Origin of the sequence: Amycolatopsis acididurans (genome assembly GCF_012328925.1) — a bacterium.
Lineage (GTDB): Bacteria > Actinomycetota > Actinomycetes > Mycobacteriales > Pseudonocardiaceae > Amycolatopsis_E > Amycolatopsis_E acididurans.
In genome coordinates, this window is the sequence record NZ_JAAXLS010000020.1 from 33,365 (window position 1) to 54,756 (window position 21,392).

Consider the following 21,392-nt stretch of genomic DNA (forward strand, 5'->3'; position numbering starts at 1 on the left):
AGCGGCCTGTCTCGTCGCCGCGCCGCACCCGTTGTCGTGCCACGTCATTCGATACTCGCCGCGGACGCGGTCCGGCCCCGGAACTGGCGGTTCACCACATCCGGATTCACCTTGACGTCGATGACCAGCGGCCCGCTCGCATCGCGGATCCGGTCACACGCCGACGTCAGGTCCTCCAGCGTGCGTACCGTCCTGGCCTCACATCCGTATCCCCTGGCGATGGCCGCGAAATCGGGGCTGTCGAATCGAGCGAGGTGGGCGGACTCGCCGCGGTTTTCCAGGTACCGTACCTCTGCCCCGTAAGCGTCATCGTCGATCACGACAATCGCGACCGGGATGCGATGGCGGACGGCCGTATCCAACTCGACGAGGCTCATCGCGAAACCACCGTCGCCCACGAACACGACAGTGCGGGTTTCGGCCCCGGCGGCCGTGGCCACGCCGAGTCCTACCGGTACCGCCAATCCGATGGACGCGAAGTCTCCGGTCCAGACGCGCTCGCTGGGCGAGCCGGAGCGCACGTGATCGACGACGAAGAACGCGAAATGCCCGGCGTCCACAACGATCCGCCGTCGCCTGGGCAGGCACCGGTTCACCGTGTCCAGTACCAGCCGTGGATCCAGGGCACCGCTGGCGGGCTGGTAGTGCCTCAGCTGCGCGAAGTCCTCAGCGATCGCCTTGACCATGTCGTCGCCGCGGAATTCCGATCGGCCACCGGCCCCCAGGTCCTGCAGGGCCGCCAGGATCCGGTTGAGACCGGTGGCCGCGTCCGAGCAGATGGCGACGTCCACGGGCGTGGTGTCGCCGAACGCGCCGGGACGGATGTCCACCTGGATGATCTTGGCCGACGCCAGGAATTGGCCGTGCGCCACGGTATAGCTGTTCAGGCTGGCTCCGACCACGAGCGCGCAGTCGGCTTCGGTCATCGCCCGGCTGGCGGTGGCATGCCCGAGGGTCCCCACCACACCGACGTCATACGGGCTGTCGAACAGATACTGGCCTTGTAACGAGGAGCCGTAGAGTGCGCCGACAAGGTCGCCGATCTTCATCATGAGGTCGCGGCATTCGGCGCCGGCCGCGGCCCGGCCGGCGAGAATGATCGGTCGCCGTGCCGTCGAAAGAATATGCGCCGCGGCGTCGACCGCCGCCGCGGCGGGCTCGGGCGGCGCGACCGCAACGGCGGGCGTCATGTACCGCGAATCGCGCTCGACATCCCGGAAGTCGATGGGGGCTTCCAGCAGGTTCACCGGAATGTTCAGTACAGAGGGGCCCGCCCCCGATCGGGCCCTGCGGAACACTTCGAACGTATCCCGCACGACGCTTCCCGGCGAGACCTGGGAAAGACAATGGCCCGCCATGAGCTCGAAGAAGTCGTGCTGAGGGAACCGTTTGAGGTGATCGCGTTCGGTCGGCGCGACGTCACCGGCGATCACGACCAGCGGGCTACGCCGGCGCGCCGCGGTGACCAGCGCGGTCCCGGTCATCGCGGCCGACGGGCCCGCCCCGATCGCCACGACGCCGACGTCGCCGGTCTGTCGCGCATGTCCATCCGCCATGCAGACGGCTCCGTATTCGCTACGCGCGCGGACAATGGTGACGCCCTTGCTTTCCAGCACACCGAGCAGGCTCATGTTGTCCGACGTCATCAAGGCATAGACCGTCGTCGCGCCTTGCTCGAGCAGCGCCTCGGCGAGAACGTGGTAAACCTTCATCTTGCCCGCTACCTCCTTGTGGATCGGAATCGCCTCGCGTCGGTCAAAACTGGTTCCCGGAGCCACCTTTCGCGCGCAGCTCCCGAAGACCGCCGAGCAACACGTTGGAGTCGCGGCCCGCCAGTACGAGGCTCGCGCCGCCGTCGGCGAGTTCCTCGCGCGTGATCGACACCGCCGGATGGCCGGCCCCCATGGCGAACCGCAGCCCGGCGGCCCGCACCGCCTTGATCACCCGCCGGACCGCGGCCTCGACGTCGGGGTGTCCGCGCTCGCCGGGAAAGCCCATCGAGGCGGCGAGATCTTCTGGCCCGATGAAGACGAAATCGAGGCCAGGCAGGCGGAGAATCCCGTCGATGTCCCGCACGGCGCCCGCGGTCTCGATCATGACCCCGAGCACCTGCGTCCGGTTCACGAGATCGAGCCGCCCATCCTCCCCACGATGGGCGCCGTAGTCCATGGTCCGGCTCGCTTCGGCGATCCCACGGCGGCCCAACGGAGGAAAACGGGTCACCTGGACCGCGTAGTCCGCGTCGGCCACGGACTCCACCTGGGGAATGAGCACGCCGTCGGCACCTGAGTCCACGATTCGCGCGGTCAGTTCCGAGCGCGGTCCCGGGGTACGGACGAGCGTCGCGAGCCCGGACGCCTTCGCGGTGCGGAGAAGGTACTCGAGCCGCTCGAGGCCGATGCTCGAATGTTCGAGGTCGATGAACACAAAATCGAAGCCGGCGAGTCCGACGAGCTCGACGACGACCGGATCCGGAATGTTGACCGAGATCCCGTGTCCGGCCGCCGGTGCCTCGAGCAACTGGCGGAGCTGATTGTTCATGACTGGGGCCGGCTCGTATCCGGAAGTGCCGTCCGGTCCACGATCTGGGTGGCGAGGTTGCCCGCCAGATCGTCGGCCGCACGCCTCATCAGCGGTTCAAGCATCGCGTTGACCACCGGGCCGGTCATCCCGCCGGCCTGGAGCCGCAGAGTGCACGTGAATCCGCTGCCCGCCTCGCCGGCACCGGCGGTGTCCCAGTTGGCACGTCGGCGGAAAAGCTTGCGCAGCAGGGAAAAGAACCGGCCCGGCCGACGGCGGGGGGCGGCGTCGGTGCGCAGCCCGATCAGGAAGGTGCCCTCACCGTCGAACCGCTCGGTCAGGCCCGTGATCGTGAACCGGACCCGTTCCAGCTCGACCCATTCGGTGATCAGGACCTCGAACTGGACGACGCGGGCAAGAGCGCCGAGTTCGCCCTTGACCGTCCACTTCGATCGCCGGTCGTCGATCGCTTCATGGCCTTGATAGCCCATGATGAACGTCGCCCACTTGTTCATGTCATGGACGTAGTCCCAGATCGCTTCCGGGCCGGCGGGGACTGGTTTGTAAGAAATGACTTCGGGCATGCTCTGCCTCCATGACAGCTTGGGTGTGCGCTCGGCCGGATCAGGAGCCTGGCGAGCCGCTGAGCATCGCGTCCACCGCGAGGTGACCGAAGACGAGCGCCTTGGCGTTGGAGGAGCCGCTGTTGTACCACAGCCCCTCGATCAGGTTCGCGCCGACGTTACCGACGACATACAGGCCAGCGATGGTGTGACCGCGGAGGTGGACGGCCTGACCGAACCGGTTGAACACGATTCCGCTGTTGGTCCCCGACGATCCGAGGTGCAACCGGATCGCGTACAGACGTCCTTCGAGCGGCCGCACACACGGATTCGGCGTGACCGTGCGGTCGCCGTTGTTCCGGCCGTACATTGTGGAACCGCGGCCGAAGGCCGGATCCTCCCCGAGTTTGGCATCGGCGTTGTAGGTCGCCACCGTCTCCTCCAGAGCGCGGGGAGCGACTCCGATGATCTCCGCCAGTTCCGTGGCCGTGTCCCCGTTGGCCAGCCACGGGGGCACCTCCCCCGGGGTGATCGGCCCCAGTGCGTAGCTGTCCTTCCATGCCTGGTCGAAGATCAGGTACGCACGCTCGTTCGGGTAGCTTTGCGACCGGACATCGAAACGCGACATCTCGTGACACAACGACCGGTAGAAGGTCTCGTCGCAGAATCGCTTGCCGGCGCTGTTGACGACGATACCGCCGGGAAACGCCGGCTCGCGGACCGCGCTGCGGTACAGCGGACGGCCGTCTGCCTCCTCGCCCGGAATCTGGAACGTTGGCGTTGTGAGCTGCCCGTCGAAGACCTGGAATGCCGCGCCGACTTCCAGCGCCATGACCAGGCCAGACCCGTTGACCAGCGGCGAGCCGATCCCATGGGTGTTGGTGTAGAGATCCAGCCGGCGTTTCATGGCGTCGTCGGAGTCGTAGCCGCCGGTGGCCAGCAGGACACCCCGCTCGGCTGTCACGACCGACTCTTGGCCGCCCTCGGACCGGATCCTGACGCCCGTCACCGCGCCGTCCGAGGTGGTCAGGGCGATCGCGGTGGTCCGGAGCCGGAACTCCACGCCATCGCGCAGGCAGGCGGCGAGCAGGTAGCCCGCGATGGCCGAGCCGAACGCCCGGTAGTCGGCGGACAGGCGCCGCGCCATCTCGTTCCAGTCCCAAGTGGACATGGAGGCCAGCCCACCCCACTCCTGAATCTCCAGCCAGGATGCGGGCAGACCGGCGAAATGCGGCGAGTTCGCCAGCCGTGAACGCCATTCCGGCGGTAACTCGGCTTGCGCGTCGAACGTCTTGACGGCCAGATGGCGTCCGCCTGCCTTGCCGCCGGTTCGGTCGGAATAGTAGTCCGGGTAGCTCCCGACCAGTTCGAAGGGAACGCCCATCTCGTCGGTGAGCCACTGGATGACCGTCGGCGCGTTCCGGAGGAAGCTCGTCAGCACGGCCTCGTCGTGGCGACCGCCGCTGAGCTCACGGATATGGGCCGCCGCCTCCTCAGCCGAGTCCTGGAATCCGGCGGCGGCCATGAAATGGTTGCCCGGAACCCAGACGAGCCCGGCGGAGTACGCGAAGGTCCCGCCGACCTTGTCCGCGCCATCGACTACCAGCACTCGCGCGCCTTGCTGCGCGGCGCGCAACGCGCCACTGAGTCCGCCCCCACCCGATCCGACGATCACGATGTCGTATGTCTCGCTCATGCTGCTCCCTCCGGCGATCCGGAAATCGCTGCCTCCGGCGCGAGCGCCGGGCTGACCTTGCTCGCGAACACTTCGATCTCCCGGCAGATCGTCGACGCGCTCGCGTCCGGGCCACCGGCGTTCACAACGACCTGATCGAGCCCAGCCTGCCGCAGCGCCAGCAGACGCTCGTGGGTATGTGCCGGGCTCCGGCCGAGCCCCGTGGACGTACTCATCGCGAGCGTATTGGGATCGCGCCCGTACTCCCGCGCCAGCCGTTCGACCTCCTGGCGCCCCCGAACCAGCGCATCGATATCGCGGCCGACCGCGTGCCAGCCGTCCCCGAGGCGAGCAGCCCGCCGCAACGACACCGGACCCGTGCCACCGATCCACAACCGCGGGCCGCCGGACTGAACGGGTAGCGGCCGGCACGTGACTTCGTCGAACCGGTATTCGCGCTCGCCGCTCCCGGCACCCGTGGTCCACAACCGGCGCAGGAGCCTCAACTGCTCGTCGAAACGCTCGCCGCGGCCGGCGAACGGCGCGCCGACGGCGGCGAACTCCTCACGCCACCAGCCGGCGCCCACCGCGATGGACACCCGCCCTTCGGAAAGCACATCGAGCGAGGCGATCGTCTTCGCCGCCAGCAGCGGCTCCCGCATCGGTAAAACGAGCACACTGGTGCCCAGCCCGATCCGCTCGGTGGCGCCCGCGACGACGGCGAGCGTGGTCAGCGCCTCGAGGAAGCCGTCCTCGGCGGTGAAGGGCAGTCCGGCCGATCGGTAGGGGTAGGTGCTGGCCGACTTCGACGGGTACACGATGTGGTCGGCCACCCAGACGGAGTCGAAGCCGGCGGACTCCGCGGTACGCGCGACATCCAGGACGCCGACCCGGCTGGCCGAGGGGCCCCACTGCGGCAGGTGAATCCCGATCTTCACGGCTCGTGCTTTTCCGGAAGGCCCACGATGCGCCGATATTCGCTGAACGTCGCCACGTCACGGCCCAGGATGTCCGCGATCTGCTTCCCCGACTCCAATGCCTGCAGGTTGGACTCGAGCTTCTCGGAGCGATGTGGCCACCGCCAGACGGTGTCTTCCATGCCGACCCGCAGGTGCAGGCCCAGTGACGCCGCGACGGTCGCCAGGTAGCTGGACGCCCGGCCGGCCCCGCACACCAGGATCTTGGCGTCCGGATCGACGTCGCGAATGAGCGAGGAGATACGGAGCAACCCGTCGATCATCTGGCGTGGCGAATCCATCGGGCTGCATCCGGGCAGCGCGGGCAGCAAACACCAGATCTGCCCGGCGTCGAGCAGGCCACTGCGGAACAGGTAGCGGTCGGCATTGCTGACGTCGGAATCGGCGTAGACGGCGACGATCGGCTTGGTGCCGCTGTCGATGATCATCCGGGTCTTCTCGAGCAACAACGGGACCGGCTTCGCGAACAGGGCGTCACCCTGAAAGACGGCCGTGGTATTGATCGGAACCGCGTCCAGCAGTCGCTCCTCCAGCGCCCGCCGCATGTTCTCCCATTCACCGTCGAGCGCGCATACGTAGCAGCCGTCGATCGAGATGCCGGGGAACTCCTCACGCAACGGTTCGACCACCGCACGGAAGCGTTCGACGTCCAGCACGTTGTAGCCACGTTCGTCGCGGACGTGCAAATGGATCGCGCTCGCGCCGTTGGCAGCGCATTCACGCGCCGAGTCGAGTATCTCCTCGACCGAGATCGGCTGGTTCGGGTTACCGCGCTTACTGAAGAACGCGCCGGTGATCGCGGACTGCACGATCATCTTCCGCGGCACTTCCCACGGCGGCTGGATGTTCGCGGAGTGGAAGGCCGAGTGTTCCGGATCGATGATCTCCGGTGCGCCATAAGGCTTCCAGACGATGCGCCGCCTCGCACGCTCGACGCCCTCGGCGACAAGGTCCCAGTTGATGTTGCCGGTAGTCACCGTTTGCCTCCTCCATTCCTGCCGGGCAACGACCGGATGGGCTCGCCCGTATAGGTCCCGTCGGTGATGTGCCGCAGCGGTTTTCCGTTGTGCAGCTCCTCGATCACGTGGCCGATCAGGCCCGGCAGCACCGAGATCATGGCCAGCGCCACCACTTGTTCCGCGCTCCAGCCGAGGTCTTTCGCCACGGCGGCCATCGCTCCGTCGATATTGATCGGTAGCCGCTTGCCGGTGCGCGCCGTGAATGCTCGATGCAGCTCGGTGAACTGTTCGACCCCAGGACCGGCTATCCCGCGCTCGCGAGCGACCGCGAACAGCAGATCGGCCCGGAAATCACTCTTCTTGTGCGTGGGATGCCCGAATCCCGGCATCCGGCGCCCGGCGCTCAAGTAGCGGTCGACGATTTGTTCCGCGGCCTCGGCGCAGGTCAGCCCATGCGCGACACGGAGCTCCTCGGCCTGATCGAGCACTTCGAAGCTGTGCTGCGGCGACACCGTGTTGCTCCCGCACGCCAGCAAGCCGCCGGCCACCGCGGGGACCAGCTGCGGGTTTCCCGATGCGATGAACCGGGCGGCCGAAACGGTGGAGGCCACGAAGCCATGGTCCAGCAGGCTGTTGAGAACCGCGTCGAGAATGACGCGCTCACCGGTAGCCGGAAGGCGGCCGAAAATCGACAGGAACGCGCCTTCGGTGTACGACAGGCTCGTCATCACGTCGCCCAGCGAGTAGCCACGCAAGTTGACGACGCCGTCGCCGACTTCGCTGACCGAGGTCTCAAATGCACTCAATGGGACACGCTCTCTTTCTTGAGGAAGTCATAGGCCGACGCGGGCACTCCGCGTTCGCGCACCTTGTATCGCTGCACCTTGCCGGTCGGCGTGAGCGGGATGGTGGCGTCAACCGAGATATAGCGCGGGCGCGCATACCGAGGCAGCCGCTGGTCGAGCCATCGCCGGAGCTCGGCGGGCGAAACCGCCACACCGGGCCGCGGCACCACCGAGACCAGGACTTCCTCACCGGCCACCGCATCCGGCACTCCCACGCATGCGGCCTGGCTGATCGCGTCGTGCGCGAGGACCGCGGCCTCGACCTCTTCGGCGTCGACGAACTCGCCGAAGCGACGGATCGCGTCGCCCGCCCGTCCCCGGAACCAGAGGTTTCCCGCATCGTCGAAGCAGCCATGGTCTCCGGTGTGGAACCACAGGTTGCGCCATGCGGCCACGGTTTTTTGGGGGTCGTGGAAATATCCCGCGAACATCGTGTTCGGTCGCTCGGGACGCACACAGATCTCACCCACGGTGCCGGGCGGTAGGCAGTGGTCGGTCTCGTCGACCACCCGCACGCGATAGTCGGGAAGCACCGTGCCGGCCGCGCCCGGCGGGCTGTTCTCGTCCGACCACACGGGAATCGTCGCCTCGGTGGAACCGTAGCCGTGCACCAACGTGAGTCCGAAGCGGCTCTCAAAGGCCCGGTGCAGATGCTTGGGGACAGGAACTCCGTAGGCGACGCGCAGCGGGTTGTCCTTGTCGTCTTCGCTGACGGGCAGATCGGCGAGCAGCGCGAGCAGCCCACCGACGAACGGCCATACCGTGGCTTCGCACCCGCGCACCTCATCCCAGAAGGCGGACCGGTCGAATTTGGCGGCCAGGCGCACCGAGCACCCGGTCAGCAGGGCCGGCATGATCCCATATCCCTGTGCCATGTTGTGGTGCAGCGGCAGGCACAGATACATGACGTCGTCCGCGCCGAGGTTCGCCGCGGCCGCGCCCTGGCGCGCGTTCGCGAGGTGCTGACCGTTCGGCACGATGACGCCCTTTGGTGGGCCGGTCGAGCCGGACGTGTAAAGAATCGCGCTTACCTGCGCCTCATCGGCCGGATAAGGTTCGGACAGGGGACGGCTGCCGGCCCGCAGCGCCCCGAGAGTGGGACCTCCGGACGAAGATCGCAACGGAGTGTCGACCGTGACGATCCGTTCGAGATGGTCGAGGTGGGGCGCGAGCGATTCGATCCGCGCCGCGACACTGGGGTCGACGACGGCAACCCGAGCCCGCGAATGGTTGAGCAGATACAGCAGTCGTTCGCCCAGCATCTCTGGGTTCAGTGGAACTTCGATCGCACCGAGCGAGGCCACGGCGAGCCAGCTTTCGAGCAGTTCGATCCGGTTGTCCATGGCCAGTACGACCGTGTCGCACGCCACCACGCCCAAATCAGCGAGACCACTGGCGATCAGCCCGACGCGCTCCCACATTTCCTGCCAGGACACGCGGTCACGATCCGTGATGACGAACGTGCCGTCCGGGTTCCGCAGCGCCTGCGCCCGCAGTAGCGCCGCCGGGGTCCGCGCTTCGTGGTCAAGCTCTGCCGGGCTCATGCTAGGGCACCACCACGATCGATCCGGTTGCGCAGTATTTCAAGCTCGGTCGCGGACGGCCCGGCTGTTTCGCGGATCTCGTCGGGAACCGTGAAATCGAACCCGGTTCTGGCCACCACTTCGCTCACCGCAACACCGGGATGCACCGACGCCAGCCGCGCGGCGCGCGTTCGCGGATCGAAGTCGAAAACGCACAACGGCGTGATGATGCTCGACGGTCCCGGATTCGTGAGCCCCACCCGTTTCCGGTGGTTCGGCTCCCCCCGTCCGTAGCCGAGCGCGGAGATGAAGTCCACTCGGTCGACCAGAACCCTGGGCGAGTGCGAGGTCGTGATGAGGTGCCAGCGACCGCTTTGCGCGGTCGCGTTCGTGGTGCCAATGGGCCCGGGACCGCGAAAATCGAGCTTACGGTAGTCCTCGCCGACGCCGATCAGGTTGGAGTTACCGAAGCGATCGATCTGGACGCCGCCGCAATAGAACACACCGTTCGCGCGGCGACGCTGCGCGCTGAGCAGCTGATCGTGCCGGTAGTAGGCCTCCGCCCACCGCATCGCCCGCACATCGGTGATGAACTCGTACTCCTCGAGGACCGGCTCGTCGCGCAGGTACGCCTTCGTCATCGCCAGCATCACGGTCATGTTCGGCCCGTGTGTCAGGTGAGCCAGCAACGCACCGGCTCTGGCCACCGGCAGGTTGGCGCCGACCTCGACCCACTCGCCGTCGTTGAGGTCGTGGGCGATGACCGCGGCCATTACCTCTTTCGGCGAGGCCGGGGAGTGCTCGGCCTGCTCCGGCCCGGTTTCGAGGAGCTGCTTGGTCATGGCAGTGCCCTTCCCTCAGTACTCATAAAGGTCGAAAAGCCGGCGCGCGCCAATGCGGTCAAGGTAGTCCATATGGTCCGCCGGACCGAGTACGTAGTGGTCGAGGTATTCGTCGATACCGTCACGCGAATCTTTCCGCAGCCATGATTCCGCCGCCGCGATATAGCGACGAATATGCTGTTCGTCGGGCCGGTAATACCCCTCCGCCGAGAACGGATGCGCGCCGAACGGAGCGCGGACGACTCCCGTGACGCCATCGATCGTGGTGAGCCACGGAGCCGCACGGATCTGCTCAGAAGGAATGATCCGCTCCGTGGACACGAAGGTACGCTCCGACGCGGCGGAGATCGCGACGTCACCATATGCGGTTCCGTTGTGCTGCACATTGCCGTAAGCGTCGGAACAGGCGACGTGCAGGAAGCAGACGTCGATTTCGATCGCAGGAACCGCGATCACCGGTGTTCCCTTGATCGGGTCCTGGAAGACCTTCAACGCCGGATTCACCTCGGGCAAGGACGTGCCGACGCCGGCCACCCAGGGGTTGAAAGGAACGCGTTGCGCGGATGCCCGCAACCCGGCGTAGTAGTGAGCCTCGTCGAGTTCGAACACTTCGATGGAATCGGTCTGCGCCGCCCGCCGGAACGCCGGCCCGACCCCGGCGAGCCCCTCGGCGCCGACATACGGTGTCACCACCTTGGCGGCCACGCCGGCGGCGATGAGCAGATCGATCTCGAGGCCGGCCGACGCGGCGCCGACGACGGTCAGATCACGCCGCCCGGATCGGATCAACTCACGAACGATCGACATGGGATGTCCCGAATTGATGAAGCCGCCGATACCGATGGTCATCCCATCCGCGACCGCGGCAACCGCATCGGCCTCCGAAACGAGCCGCGACCGGCGGGCGTGACCCTCCACTGTGGACACCTGACTCCCCGTCATTCCGTCGGGCTCCAATTCATTTCGCGCTTCTGGCTGTAATCGGTGACATACCATTGCGGCTGCCCGAGCACCGTTTGCCCGCCGTCGACGGCGATCGAATGCCCGGTGACGAAGGAGGCCTCTGGCGAGCACAGGTAGGCCACAGCGTTGGCGATGTCCTCGGGGCGGCCGAGCCGTCCGGCCGGGGTACGCCGGATCAAACCCCGGCGCTGGCGCTCGTTGTGGTCCAGGACCGGAGCTGTCATACCTGTCTCGATCACGCCCGGCATGACGCCGTTCACCCTGATGTCGAACGCGGCCAGTTCTGCCGCCATCGCCTGTACCAGCATGCCCAGCGCCGCCTTTGTCACGCAGTAGGCCGAAAGCAGCGTGGTGTACTGAACAGCGCCGGAGGACGCGTTGACAACGATGCACCCGCCCTCGTTCTGACTCGTCATCTGCTGTGCCACCGCATGACAAACCCCGAACGTGCCGTTGAGGTTCACGTCGACGTGCCGCCGCCAGTCGGCGTCGCTCTGGTCCAGAAAGCCCTGAAACTTGCCAAACCCCGCGTTCGCGAAAAGGACGTCGATCCCGCCGAACTTGGCGACGACAGCCGAAACCGCGTCGTCGACCGTGTCCCGGTCCGTCTGGTCCGCAGCGATCGTGATCACTTCGCTGCCAAGCTCTCGGCATTCGTCCGCGACCGCGACCGTGAGCGTGTCCTTACGGTCGAACAGTGCCAGCGAGGTGGCCGGGCCGGCGAAGCGCCGGGCGGCGGCCGAGCCGATGTCGCCGCCGGCACCGGTGATGATCACGCGCCGCTTTTGCGAATTCGTCACTTCGTACTCCCGTTCCCGCCAGCATGTTCTGGCTCAATCGCCGAGTCAGGCAAGGAGCCCCATGGAGCGAGCGATGACAATGGTCTGAATTTCCGAGGTGCCGCCCCCGATCTCGAGGTATTTGCAGTCGCGGTAGTGACGTGCGACGGGATAGTCCTCGGTGAAGCCATAACCGCCGAAGATCTGGACGGCTTCGCGTGCGGCGCTGACATACGCTTCGCTTGCGTACATTTTCGCCGCCGACGCGGTAGCTGCCGCATCGCGGTCGCCGAGATCGACCGCGACCGCCGCCTCCTTGACCATGGCGGCCGCGGCGTCGGCGGCAAGCCGCATACGGACGATCTTCTCCGCGACGAGCTGGTGTGAACCGATCGTCTTGCCGAACGTGGTGCGCGTCCGGGCATGCTCGAGCGTACGACCCACGAGGTCGAACAGCGCGCCGGCCGAGATGGCTGCGAGGAAAAGCCGCTCCTTGCTCAACCCGGCCCGTAGCGCGCGCCATGCGTCATGCCGTGGCCCGACAATGTCCGCCTCGGACGCGGGCACGTCATCGAAGAAGACCTCACACAGATCCAGCGCCCGCAGTCCGACCTTCCGCAACGGCCGAATCGTGACACCGGAGGAGTTCGGATCGATCATCAGGAGCGTGATGCCATCCTGCGGGCGCTCCCCGGTTTTCGTCCGGACCGCCGTAATGATGCGGTCGGCCACTTTCGCCCCGGTGATGAAGACCTTCTGCCCGGTGACCGAGAAGCCACCATTCGTCACGGTGGCCCGGGTGCGCATGGCGGATGCGTCCGACCCCGAGCCGGGCTCGGTCAATGCGAACGCGATGCGAGCTCGCCCGTCGGCCAGCAGTGGCAGCCAGTGCGCACGCTGCTGCTCCGTTCCCAGGCGATTGATCGCCTCGGCGCCGAGAACCCAGAGCGAGTAATAGGACTGGGCGACGGCCAGACTGTGCCGAGCCAAGGCCTCATGGACGACGGCGAGATCCAGGGCACTCGCGCCGGCCCCGCCGTAGGACTCGGGCACCGGCAGCCGGGCCCACGATCCCGCGGCGAGGGCATCCATCGCTTCGTGCGGATAAGCCCCACGCTCATCCCAGTCGGCGCACTGCTCCGAAGTGATGTGGCTCGCCGCGAGGGCGTCGAGTGATTTGACGATGGCCCGATGTTCCGAATCGAGCGAGCCGGACCACCACATCACGCAATCACCTCGACCCTATGGCTCCCGCACGGCGTGGAGCGAACGAGTTCTGACCGAGCAGCGGCTTCGACAATAGCAGGACAATGCAACATCTGACAATTGTCTGACTGATACAGCACGGCCTTGGCCGGCCCGCACGTCGCCGTCGGCGGAGTTGCCAAAACAACCGCACTGTTTCCGTAGTCGCCGATGAACCAGCAGTAAACGGTCTTCCGGCGCCGCACGCCGCCACCTTGACGTCTGACCGTCCAGAAGTCTAATGTTAGACCGCTTCTTGGCCTTGGTCCATGAGTTTCCGGAGGCTGAACGAGTGTCTTCACGCAGGCTGGCGGGACGAGTTGTTCTGGTCACCGGCGCCGCCCAAGGGCAAGGCGCGGCCGAGGCAAGGGCTTTCGTCGCCGAAGGCGCAAACGTCGTGCTCGCCGACGTACGCGACCAACAAGGTGAGGCCACAGCTCGGGAACTCGGCGGCTCGGCACGGTACTTCCACCTCGACGTGACGTCGGAGCACGACTGGTCCGCCGCGGTCGCGAAGACCATTGCCGCATTCGGAAAGCTGGACGGGCTGGTGAACAACGCGGGAATCCTGCGGTACTCGCCGCTCGCGGACACGACGTTGGAGGACTGGAACACGGTGATCGCGGTCGACCAGACCGGCACGTTCCTCGGTATGCGGGCGGCCGTCCGTCCGATGATCGAGGCAGGTGGCGGATCGATCGTCAACATCTCCTCGACAAGCGGGTTCTGGGGTTTGCCGGAAATCACCGCGTACACGGCCGCCAAATGGGCCGTGCGGGGAATGACGAAGGCCGCCGCGGTCGAACTGGGTCAGTTCAATATCCGGGTCAACTCTTTGCATCCCGGCGCGGTCGACACGGCCATGAGCCGCGGCAACGAAGACTGGGCAGCGCACTCCCCCGGCGGTTTCACCTACGTTCCACTCGGCCGGATCGGACAGCCCGAAGAGATAGCGAGCCTCGCCGCATTCCTGTTGAGCGACGAATCGTCATTCTGCACGGGCAGCGAGTTCGTTGCCGATGGTGGCGCGCTCGCGGGCCCCGTACGTCGCTCGTGACCGGTCGTGCACACCGCCGCCGAGATGAAGGCCTCAGCCGCGACTCATTGCGCCTGGGCCCATTTCTCGCGTCTGAGGGTCGGCCCGGTCATCTGGCCGCGTAGCCGCCATCGACGGCAAGGACCGCACCGGTTACGTAGCTCGCGAGCGGTGATGCGAGGAATACGACCGCCGGCGCTACCTCGTCCGGCTGGCCGAGCCGGTACATCGGGATCTTGCGCATCAGCCGCCTGTTCTGCTCGGGATCCGCGACGATGGCCGCGGGCATCTCGGTGTCGAGATAACCCGGCGCCACCGCGTTGACCCGGATGCGCCGCCGCACGAACTCGATCGCAAGCGAGCGGGTCAATGCTTCGATGCCGCCCTTGCTGGCCGAATAGGCCGCCTGGCCGGCCACCCCCGATGCGCCGGCGATCGACGAGATGTTCACGATCGTGCGTTCGCGATCCGGCGACTGGCGCGCGAACGCCTGCGCACAGAAGAAGGCGCCCGTGAGATTGATGTCGACCACCTGCCGCCAATCGCCGGGACTGACCTCGACCGCATCGGCCTCGTGCACGACCGCGGCATTGTTCACGAGGACGTCGAGGCTGCCGAACCGGTCGATGATCTGCCCGAATACCGCGGCGACGGCATCCTGATCGCGCACGTCCAGGCTGTACGCGACGCCGCGCCCGCCGCCCTGGCACACCGTTTCGACCGTGTGCTCAAGCGGCGCGCGCCGACGGCCCACGCACACGACCGTGGCACCCGATCGCGCCAGAGCGATCGCCGTGCTCGCACCGAGCCCTGAACCGGCACCGGTGACAACGGCAACGTGCCCGCTCAGATCGCACTGCATCATGTCGCTTGCCGGCCGGTCGCTTCGCCGATCGCACCGGTCCGGCTCAGCACCTCACGGCTCCAGGACACGATGTGCCCTTGCCACGGACCCCAGCCCCGGACCTCCGCATACCGTGGATGGTCGAACACCGCGGGCGATTCGATGTCGTAAATCGCGAGGAACTGGTTTTCCCGGCCAAGCAGCTGACAGCGGTGAACGGCACTGATCCCTGGCACCGACAACATCCCAGGAATGTGCACCTCGTCGTACCACCGATGCCAATCGGGCAGATCTTCTCCAGGTGCGAACTCGCACCACACAACGTAGACAAACGGTGCCGGCGGCTGTGTGCCCACGGAACCTCCTCTACACGACAGTGTGCTGGTTCAATCCCACAACGCCCGGCGATTATCCCGTGTCACTCCGCGGATGGAGCCACACGCGCGGCTTTGCGACGGGGACGCGAATCCGCGGGAGGCGTGACGTGCTCGCGCAGATACTCCAGATGCTGAGTCATGCGCTTCTCCGCGAGGTCGGGATCTTGAGCCTTGATCGCGGAGACGATCGCGATATGGTGACGCACCGCGTCCCGGCCGACCTCCTCGGAGGTCTCGATGAAGCCGAGCGGATGCGCCACGCGGTGCAGAGCCGCGACGAAGGTCGCGACAAGCCGGTTGCCGGACGCATCTGCGACGACGCCGTGGAACTCCGCGTTGAAGTTCGGTACTTCCGGATCGTCGACACTGGCATACTTCTCGCGCTCGATGATGTCGTGCAGGCGCGTGAGGTGAGCCTCGGTGCGATTCACCGCGGCCAGACGCGCGACCGGAATCTCCAGCATGTTCCGGAACTCGGCCACCTCGTCGTATCGGATGCTGCCCAGTTCCAACGTGTTGTTGAGCCGCTCCGAAACGAGCTCGCCGAGTTTGTGATGGTCCAGATAAGTGACGAAGGATCCACCGCTCGCGCCGGGAACGGTCGAAATCAGTCCCGCGGAGACCAGTGCCCGCAAGGCTTCCCTGATCGTGGCCCTGCTGACCTGAAATTGCTCGGCAAGTTTCGCCTCACTGGGAAAACGCTCGCCGCGACCGAAGACTCCACTGAGGATGGCGGCACGAAGCTGCGCTTCGACCTGCTGGCGTGGCCGCATCACCGGTTCGGGCCGGAATCCGTCCGAAACACCCACAGCGTCGGCTGCGGCATTGGTCCTCATCGGTGCCTCCTCCGGCACGGCCCTCATCTGTACGACGTTCAGCCCATGTCATCGTAGTCTATAGTCTGACCAAAGCAGGCCAAGGGCGACGGTGACGTCAGCCACCGGGGCCGGCTCCCGACCACCTCCACCAGTCACCACGTCACCGGCAGCGTTTCGACCTCGAAATTCGATCCATCCTCGACGAAGGTCAGGTCGCTCATGGGCACCGCGAGCGCCAGTGTCGGCACCCGCTTCCACAGCTTGGCATGCACGACCTGCAATTCCATGCGCGCCAGCAACTGGCCGGGGCACTGGTGGATGCCGTACCCGAAGGCGACATTGGCCCGGGTGTTCGGGCGATGGAAATCCAGCTCGTTCGGATTTTCGAAAACCGTCTCGTCGCGATCCATCACGTTGTTGAGAACGATGACACCCTCGTTGGGCCGGATGACCTTGTCTCCTATCGCGACTTCCGCGATCGCCACCCGCCGGCGGCCGGCGTGCGTCGTGCCGAGATAGCGGAACATCTCGTCAACGGCATTGGCGATGAACGCGGGATCGTCGCTGTCCCGGACCTCCGCGAGCGCTTCCGGCCTGGTGAGCAGGAGCAGCACGCTGAGGCTGATCATGCCGGCGGTCGTGTCGTGCCCGGCGACGAGCAGGAGCCGGCTCAGCCGCACCAGATCGGCGCGGGCGAAATGGCCGGGCCGCACCTGCTGGTGGACCATGCGGCTGATCAGGTCGTTCGCCGGGGAGTCGGTCTTGAGGTCGATCAACCGCTCGAAGTAGTCGAGCAGATCGGCTTCGGCGGCCGCCGCCCGCTCGGCAGTTGGTGCGGCAAGGAGCGCCTTGGCACGACGACCGAAGAACTCGCGGTCACCGTAGGGCACGCCCAGCAGTTCGCAGATCACCATCGTCGGAATGGTGACCGCGAGCCGCGAGACGAGATCAGCGGGCTGTTCGCCGGCGAGCAGTTCCTCCAGCAGCCGGTCGACGAGGTCCTCGACCTTCGAGCGAATCTGGGCGACCCGCTTGACGGTGAAATCCTGGATCATCATCCGCTTCTGACGATCATGCTCCGGGTTGTCGATCGCCCGGATCGTGCGGTCCTTGCCGAGGGTCGTCTTGTAGGCCACGTTCTTCTCGGGGAAACCGGAATGAACAGGATCCGCACTGAACCGCTTGTCATCACTGAGGACCGCTCGGCCGTCGGAGTAGCGGGTGATCACCCAGGCTTCCTGGCCGTCCCAGATCCGCATCCGGCTGACGGGCTCTTCCCGCTGACGGCGCATGACCTCGGGTGGCGGATCGAACGGGCATCCGCCGATGTCACGAGGCGGGGGAAAGTAGCCGATCTCCACCTCAGGCTGGGATGTCATGCGAACCTCCAAGACCTATCCGTCATCCAACGATAAACTGTCTGACAACTCCCGGTCAACGCGGGCAACCACCCGGTGAGACAGCGCTTGGAACCGAGCGCGCTGCTAACGTCTTACGTTTGACACCGGCCCGGACGATCGACTTATGATGAGTCCTGGCAGGCGCCGCAACGCGAAAAGGCAGGAGGTCATTCGTGACGGCCGCTGATCTCTTCCCCGATGAACCGCAGATCATGTGCATGTCCATCACGCCGTTCACCCCCGATGGGAACGTCGACGAGAACGCACTGCGCGCTCATTTGCGCCGGCTGATCGACGCTCACGTCGGGGTCTACCTGGCCAGCCCTGGTTCCGGTGAAGGTCACGCCCTCACCGTCACCGAAACACGTCGCGTCTACGAGATCGGTGTCGAGGAGTGCCGGGGGAAAGTACCGGTGTGCGCGAATCCCCGTGAGTCGCGCGACGTCGACAGCATGCTCGAAATCGCCGGCATCGCCGTGGCGGCCGGCGTCGACGCTGTCCAGATCTACCAGATCGACGGTGGGCACGGGTTCACGCCGACGACGCCCGAGCTGTACGCCTACTTCCGGGACGTAATCCGGGAAACCGACCATCCGGTGATCATCGGCTGCAATCCCGTGGCCGGTTACCTCGCGTCGGTCGATCTTCTCGAACGGCTCTGCCGGGAGTTTCCGCGAATTGTCGCGGTCAACGTATTCGAGACGCCGCTGGGATATGTCGCCGAGTGCCGGGACCGCTTGCCCGATCACGTGCGCCTGTTCTGTGGCCAGACCACGGCTGTGCAAGCGTGGCTGCTGGGCGCGACCGGCATGCTCTCCGCGGCGGCCAACGTCGTACCGCATACGACAGCCGCACTCGGCCGATGCTTCGCCGCTGGGGACCTCAAGGCGGCGTCGCTGGCAGCCACCCGGTTGCAGCGTTTTTACTCGGCCTTCGTCCACACGATGGCCGGCGCGGCGTGGGAGAAGCTGGCCCTGAAGATCCTCGGGCTACCCGGCGGCAACGGAGTCATCCGGCGTCCCTATCTGTTCCCCGACGAGCAGGCCGAGGCAAGGATGCGAACCCAGCTCGCGGAACTCGGTGTCCCGGCATGGGAGACGGAGTACGCCGCCAGGTGAAACGCCCACCGAGGGGTTTGGTCATGAAGGGAAACAATGGCGGTCACACCCAAGTTCGAGGACTACGCGGACAAGTACGCCAATGTGGCGATGACGCGCAGCGACGGCATCCTTGAACTCACCTTCCACACCGATGGCGAGAGTCTGCAGTGGACGCTGCGCATTCACGACGAACTGGCCTACCTGTTCGACGAAATCGCGGCGGACAGGGAAAACAAGGTCGTGATCCTCACCGGCGCCGGCGACGCGTTCTGCGATAGCCTCGATCACGCGACGTTCTCGTCATCCACCCCGCAGGAGTGGGACCGGATCCTTTACGACGGCCGACGCCTGCTCACCAACCTCCTGGCGATCAACGTCCCGGTGATATCAGCCGTGAATGGGCCCGCTCGGTTCCACGCCGAGATTCCCGCCATGTCGGACATCGTGATCGCTTCCGAAACCGCTGCCTTCCAAGACCTTCACTACAAATCCGGGGTGGTTCCGGGCGACGGATCGCACGTGGTGTGGACGCACCTGCTCGGCCCGAATCGCGGGCGCTACTTCCTTTTGACAGGGCAAGAACTCGACGCGCGAACCGCGTTCTCCTTCGGCGTGGTGAACGAGGTGCTGCCCACGCCGGAGGTACTCCCCCGCGCGCGCGAAATCGCCCGAGAATTCGCGGCCAGGCCGTTCCTGACCCGCCGCTATGCGCGCGAGGTGCTGACATTGGAATACAAGCGGCTGCTGCAAGCGGGGATCAGCACTGGCTTGGGGCTACAAGGCCTGGCGAAGCTGGCGAGCAATCCATACTCGTGATCTTCACCAGGTCTGCCGCTCCCCAGCGCGGCCATTCGCGATTCCGCGCGCGGCGGTCCCCGGCCACGCCTGAACGAACTCGGGCTGTCGCTTCTCGGCGAATGCTCGCGATCCTTCGATGACGTCACCGCTGCCGAAGACCTGGTGTGCGATGGCCTGGTAGTAGTTGTGCGTCTCGGCGCTCAGGAAGTTCCGCCACATGTTGAGGACCTGTTTGGTACCCCAGACCGCGGCGGGCGAGTTCCGGGCGATCGTATCGGCCTTTTCCACCGCGGCCGCCAGCACCGCGTGTTGTGGGACCACCTGCTGCACCAGGCCGAGGCGCAACGCGTTCTGGGCATCGAGCCCGTCACCCGTGAGCATCAGATCGGCCACGGTGCCGAACGGCAGCAGGCGTGGCAGTGCCGTCAGCGCACGCCCGGCGAGAATGCCGTGCCGCACCTCGGGCAGTGCGAACCAGGCGCGATCCGATGCGATCCTGATGTCACAGCTGATGCACAACGCGAGCCCGCCGGCGACTGCGAGACCGTTGACCGCGGCGATGGTCACCTTGTTGCAGGAGCCGAGGCCGCACATGTCCGGTGATGCCGCCAACGGCAGGCCCGCGCCGTCAGGCACCTGACCGGCCATCTCCTTGAGATCGGCACCGGAGGAAAAAGCTCGAGTTCCGGTGCCGGTGATGATCGCGACGTATTGACCGGGATCAGCTTGGAACTCCTTGATTCCCGCTGTGAGATCGGTCAGCACGGTCCCGCCGAGCGCGTTCAGGCGTTCCGGCCGGTTGATGGTGAAAACCGTGGTGTGGCGGATTTTTTCCACGATGAGGTCGTCAGTCACCTGGGTACCCCGTCTTCGGGACAGTACGGCCGACCGGTGGTGGCAGCTCGAGCACGCGCTATCTGGCCGGTTCGGCGGCGTCGGCCGTGATCCGCTCCATGCGGTAGAGACGCGCGGCATTGAGCCGCAATACCTTCAGCTGGTCCTCCGCGGACAGTGTCCGAGTCTGGGCCTGCGCCGAGGCTCGCGAGTTCGGCCATGATCCATCCGGATGCGGATAGTCGGTTTCGAAGCAGATGTTGTCAAGTGGGAGCGGCCCGTCGTCCAGGAACCGCAAAATCGCGGGATCGTCGAATACGCACGCGTAGACGTGCTCCGCGAGATAGCTGCTCGGCGGGTCGGGCAATGCGTCCCCGCCCATGAACGCGTTGCCCGCGCGCCAGATCCCGTCCAGGCGGCTCATCAGGTACGGTATCCAGCCGGCCTGTCCCTCGGAGAACGCCACCTTCAATGTCGGGTGCCGGAGAAACACGCCGGACATCAGCCAGTCGCTCAGCGACAGCGACGAATTGCCGTAATGGTTGCTGGTGTGGATGATGAAGGGTGCGTCGGGGGACGTTTTGTTGGTGGTGGAACTCGAACCGATGTGAAGATTGATGACGGTCTCGGTCTCGGCGCACGCGGCGAATAACGGCTCCCAATATCCGGAGTACATCGACGGCAGGCCGAGTTTCGCGGGAATCTCCGAGAAGCACACGGAGGTCACACCGCGCGCGGCGTTGCGGAAAACTTCCGCGCGAGCGAGATCGACGTCCCACAACGGGACGATCGGCGAGGCGAGCAGCCGGCCCGCCGACGCACCAGCCCACTCTTCGATGGCCCAATCGTTGTAGATCTCGACGCACAGCTTCGCGAGTTTCTTGTCGCGCGCTTCCAGGAACCGCTGGCCACAGAATCGAACGAACATGTTCGGGAAGCACAGCGACGCTTCCACCCCATCGAGATCCATGTCGGCCAGGCGCGCGGTGACTTCGTAGCAGCCAGGCCGGATGGCATCGAATGTGATCGGTGTTCCGTCCACCTCCGCCGCGCCCTTGCCGGCGGCCGCGAACGAGGAGTTCAGTGGAATCCGGACATCCTCATAGCACCAGACATCCACCGGGACACGGTCGGCGCGCGGGTCGGCGGCGGCGCCACTCACCTCTCGGACGACGCGCGGCCCGCTGTCACGGTATCTCGCCGGCAGCCGTGCGCTCCACAGGTCGGGCGGCTCGAACACGTGATCGTCCACCGAGACGATCAGGGGCAAACCTGCGGCAGTGGAATCGGGCAT

21 protein-coding genes are annotated in these 21,392 nt (G+C 66.0%); 3 read left to right on the top strand and 18 right to left on the bottom strand.

Annotated features, from left to right (window positions below; genetic code table 11):
- Nucleotides 1-44: 44 nt before the first annotated feature.
- From HFP15_RS24820 to HFP15_RS24875, 12 genes are read right to left on the bottom strand one after another with little or no spacing between them, the layout of a single operon-like run.
- Nucleotides 45-1,778 (bottom strand): thiamine pyrophosphate-binding protein, encoded by a 1,734-nt coding sequence (locus HFP15_RS24820; protein WP_168519148.1) that lies wholly within the window; start codon nt 1,776-1,778, stop codon nt 45-47.
- A complete protein-coding gene (locus HFP15_RS24825) occupies nt 1,756-2,541 on the bottom strand; it encodes an HpcH/HpaI aldolase family protein (RefSeq protein ID WP_168519149.1) in 786 nt (261 codons plus the stop codon). Before HFP15_RS24825 ends, HFP15_RS24820 begins: the two co-directional genes overlap by 23 nt.
- Complete coding sequence (locus HFP15_RS24830) at nt 2,538-3,104, bottom strand: SRPBCC family protein (RefSeq protein ID WP_168519150.1); 567 nt, start codon at nt 3,102-3,104, stop codon at nt 2,538-2,540. The genes HFP15_RS24825 and HFP15_RS24830 overlap by 4 nt, the downstream gene beginning before the upstream one ends.
- A 40-nt stretch (nt 3,105-3,144) precedes the next feature.
- On the bottom strand, nt 3,145-4,779 hold the full coding sequence (locus HFP15_RS24835; protein ID WP_168519151.1) for an FAD-dependent oxidoreductase: 1,635 nt from the start codon (nt 4,777-4,779) through the stop codon (nt 3,145-3,147).
- Nucleotides 4,776-5,696 carry a TIGR03619 family F420-dependent LLM class oxidoreductase gene (locus HFP15_RS24840; protein ID WP_168519152.1) on the bottom strand — a complete coding sequence of 307 codons (921 nt, stop codon included), beginning with the start codon at nt 5,694-5,696 and terminating at the stop codon, nt 4,776-4,778. The genes HFP15_RS24835 and HFP15_RS24840 overlap by 4 nt, the downstream gene beginning before the upstream one ends.
- Complete coding sequence (locus tag HFP15_RS24845; protein WP_168519153.1) at nt 5,693-6,712, bottom strand: 3-keto-5-aminohexanoate cleavage protein; 1,020 nt, start codon at nt 6,710-6,712, stop codon at nt 5,693-5,695. The genes HFP15_RS24840 and HFP15_RS24845 overlap by 4 nt, the downstream gene beginning before the upstream one ends.
- The gene (locus tag HFP15_RS24850; RefSeq protein ID WP_168519154.1) at nt 6,709-7,500 is read right to left on the bottom strand and encodes a citrate/2-methylcitrate synthase; all 792 of its coding nucleotides are present in this window, start codon (nt 7,498-7,500) and stop codon (nt 6,709-6,711) included. The genes HFP15_RS24845 and HFP15_RS24850 overlap by 4 nt, the downstream gene beginning before the upstream one ends.
- Complete coding sequence (locus HFP15_RS24855) at nt 7,497-9,083, bottom strand: AMP-binding protein (RefSeq protein WP_168519155.1); 1,587 nt, start codon at nt 9,081-9,083, stop codon at nt 7,497-7,499. The genes HFP15_RS24850 and HFP15_RS24855 overlap by 4 nt, the downstream gene beginning before the upstream one ends.
- Nucleotides 9,080-9,904, bottom strand: coding sequence for a CoA-transferase (locus tag HFP15_RS24860; RefSeq protein WP_168519156.1), 825 nt, complete (start codon nt 9,902-9,904; stop codon nt 9,080-9,082). The genes HFP15_RS24855 and HFP15_RS24860 overlap by 4 nt, the downstream gene beginning before the upstream one ends.
- Nucleotides 9,905-9,919: 15 nt before the next feature.
- Nucleotides 9,920-10,831 carry a CoA transferase subunit A gene (locus HFP15_RS24865; protein WP_168519157.1) on the bottom strand — a complete coding sequence of 304 codons (912 nt, stop codon included), beginning with the start codon at nt 10,829-10,831 and terminating at the stop codon, nt 9,920-9,922.
- A gap of 11 nt (nt 10,832-10,842) precedes the next feature.
- A complete protein-coding gene (locus HFP15_RS24870) occupies nt 10,843-11,667 on the bottom strand; it encodes an SDR family NAD(P)-dependent oxidoreductase (protein ID WP_168519158.1) in 825 nt (274 codons plus the stop codon).
- A 45-nt stretch (nt 11,668-11,712) separates the two neighbouring features.
- Nucleotides 11,713-12,870: an acyl-CoA dehydrogenase family protein gene (locus HFP15_RS24875; RefSeq protein ID WP_246272014.1), complete on the bottom strand. Its 1,158-nt coding sequence runs from the start codon at nt 12,868-12,870 to the stop codon at nt 11,713-11,715.
- A 313-nt stretch (nt 12,871-13,183) separates the two neighbouring features.
- On the opposite strand from HFP15_RS24875, the gene HFP15_RS24880 reads away from it, so the two are divergent.
- The gene (locus HFP15_RS24880; RefSeq protein WP_312871739.1) at nt 13,184-13,948 is read left to right on the top strand and encodes a glucose 1-dehydrogenase; all 765 of its coding nucleotides are present in this window, start codon (nt 13,184-13,186) and stop codon (nt 13,946-13,948) included.
- Nucleotides 13,949-14,036: 88 nt separating this feature from the next.
- On the opposite strand, the gene HFP15_RS24885 is transcribed toward HFP15_RS24880, so the two are convergent.
- From HFP15_RS24885 to HFP15_RS24900, 4 genes are all read right to left on the bottom strand, one after another.
- A complete protein-coding gene (locus HFP15_RS24885) occupies nt 14,037-14,792 on the bottom strand; it encodes an SDR family NAD(P)-dependent oxidoreductase (RefSeq protein WP_168519161.1) in 756 nt (251 codons plus the stop codon).
- On the bottom strand, nt 14,789-15,127 hold the full coding sequence (locus tag HFP15_RS24890; protein ID WP_168519162.1) for a hypothetical protein: 339 nt from the start codon (nt 15,125-15,127) through the stop codon (nt 14,789-14,791). The genes HFP15_RS24885 and HFP15_RS24890 overlap by 4 nt, the downstream gene beginning before the upstream one ends.
- Nucleotides 15,128-15,189: 62 nt before the next feature.
- Entirely contained in the window at nt 15,190-15,984 is a 795-nt protein-coding gene (locus HFP15_RS24895) for a FadR/GntR family transcriptional regulator (protein ID WP_168519163.1), read from the bottom strand.
- A 134-nt stretch (nt 15,985-16,118) separates the two neighbouring features.
- Nucleotides 16,119-17,345, bottom strand: coding sequence for a cytochrome P450 (locus HFP15_RS24900; protein WP_168519164.1), 1,227 nt, complete (start codon nt 17,343-17,345; stop codon nt 16,119-16,121).
- 194 nt (nt 17,346-17,539) lie between these two features.
- Between HFP15_RS24900 and HFP15_RS24905 the strand changes: the two genes are divergently transcribed.
- On the top strand, nt 17,540-18,484 hold the full coding sequence (locus HFP15_RS24905) for a dihydrodipicolinate synthase family protein (protein ID WP_168519165.1): 945 nt from the start codon (nt 17,540-17,542) through the stop codon (nt 18,482-18,484).
- Nucleotides 18,485-18,520: 36 nt separating this feature from the next.
- On the top strand, nt 18,521-19,282 hold the full coding sequence (locus HFP15_RS24910) for an enoyl-CoA hydratase/isomerase family protein (RefSeq protein WP_168519166.1): 762 nt from the start codon (nt 18,521-18,523) through the stop codon (nt 19,280-19,282).
- A 3-nt stretch (nt 19,283-19,285) separates the two neighbouring features.
- Here the strand turns inward: HFP15_RS24910 and HFP15_RS24915 are convergent, their stop codons facing one another.
- Nucleotides 19,286-20,119, bottom strand: coding sequence for an enoyl-CoA hydratase/isomerase family protein (locus tag HFP15_RS24915; RefSeq protein WP_168519167.1), 834 nt, complete (start codon nt 20,117-20,119; stop codon nt 19,286-19,288).
- A 58-nt stretch (nt 20,120-20,177) separates the two neighbouring features.
- The gene (locus tag HFP15_RS24920) at nt 20,178-21,392 is read right to left on the bottom strand and encodes an amidohydrolase family protein (RefSeq protein WP_168519168.1); all 1,215 of its coding nucleotides are present in this window, start codon (nt 21,390-21,392) and stop codon (nt 20,178-20,180) included.

Coding starts and splice junctions, on each gene's coding strand:
- HFP15_RS24825 (WP_168519149.1), bottom strand. CDS start 2,541: ATGAACAATCAGCTCCGCCAGTTGCTCGAGGCACCGGCGGCCGGACAC.
- HFP15_RS24830 (WP_168519150.1), bottom strand. CDS start 3,104: ATGCCCGAAGTCATTTCTTACAAACCAGTCCCCGCCGGCCCGGAAGCG.
- HFP15_RS24835 (WP_168519151.1), bottom strand. CDS start 4,779: ATGAGCGAGACATACGACATCGTGATCGTCGGATCGGGTGGGGGCGGA.
- HFP15_RS24855 (WP_168519155.1), bottom strand. CDS start 9,083: ATGAGCCCGGCAGAGCTTGACCACGAAGCGCGGACCCCGGCGGCGCTA.
- HFP15_RS24860 (WP_168519156.1), bottom strand. CDS start 9,904: ATGACCAAGCAGCTCCTCGAAACCGGGCCGGAGCAGGCCGAGCACTCC.
- HFP15_RS24875 (WP_246272014.1), bottom strand. CDS start 12,870: ATGTGGTGGTCCGGCTCGCTCGATTCGGAACATCGGGCCATCGTCAAA.
- HFP15_RS24885 (WP_168519161.1), bottom strand. CDS start 14,792: ATGATGCAGTGCGATCTGAGCGGGCACGTTGCCGTTGTCACCGGTGCC.
- HFP15_RS24895 (WP_168519163.1), bottom strand. CDS start 15,984: ATGAGGACCAATGCCGCAGCCGACGCTGTGGGTGTTTCGGACGGATTC.
- HFP15_RS24900 (WP_168519164.1), bottom strand. CDS start 17,345: ATGACATCCCAGCCTGAGGTGGAGATCGGCTACTTTCCCCCGCCTCGT.
- HFP15_RS24910 (WP_168519166.1), top strand. CDS start 18,521: ATGGCGGTCACACCCAAGTTCGAGGACTACGCGGACAAGTACGCCAAT.
- HFP15_RS24920 (WP_168519168.1), bottom strand. CDS start 21,392: ATGCCCGATTCCACTGCCGCAGGTTTGCCCCTGATCGTCTCGGTGGAC.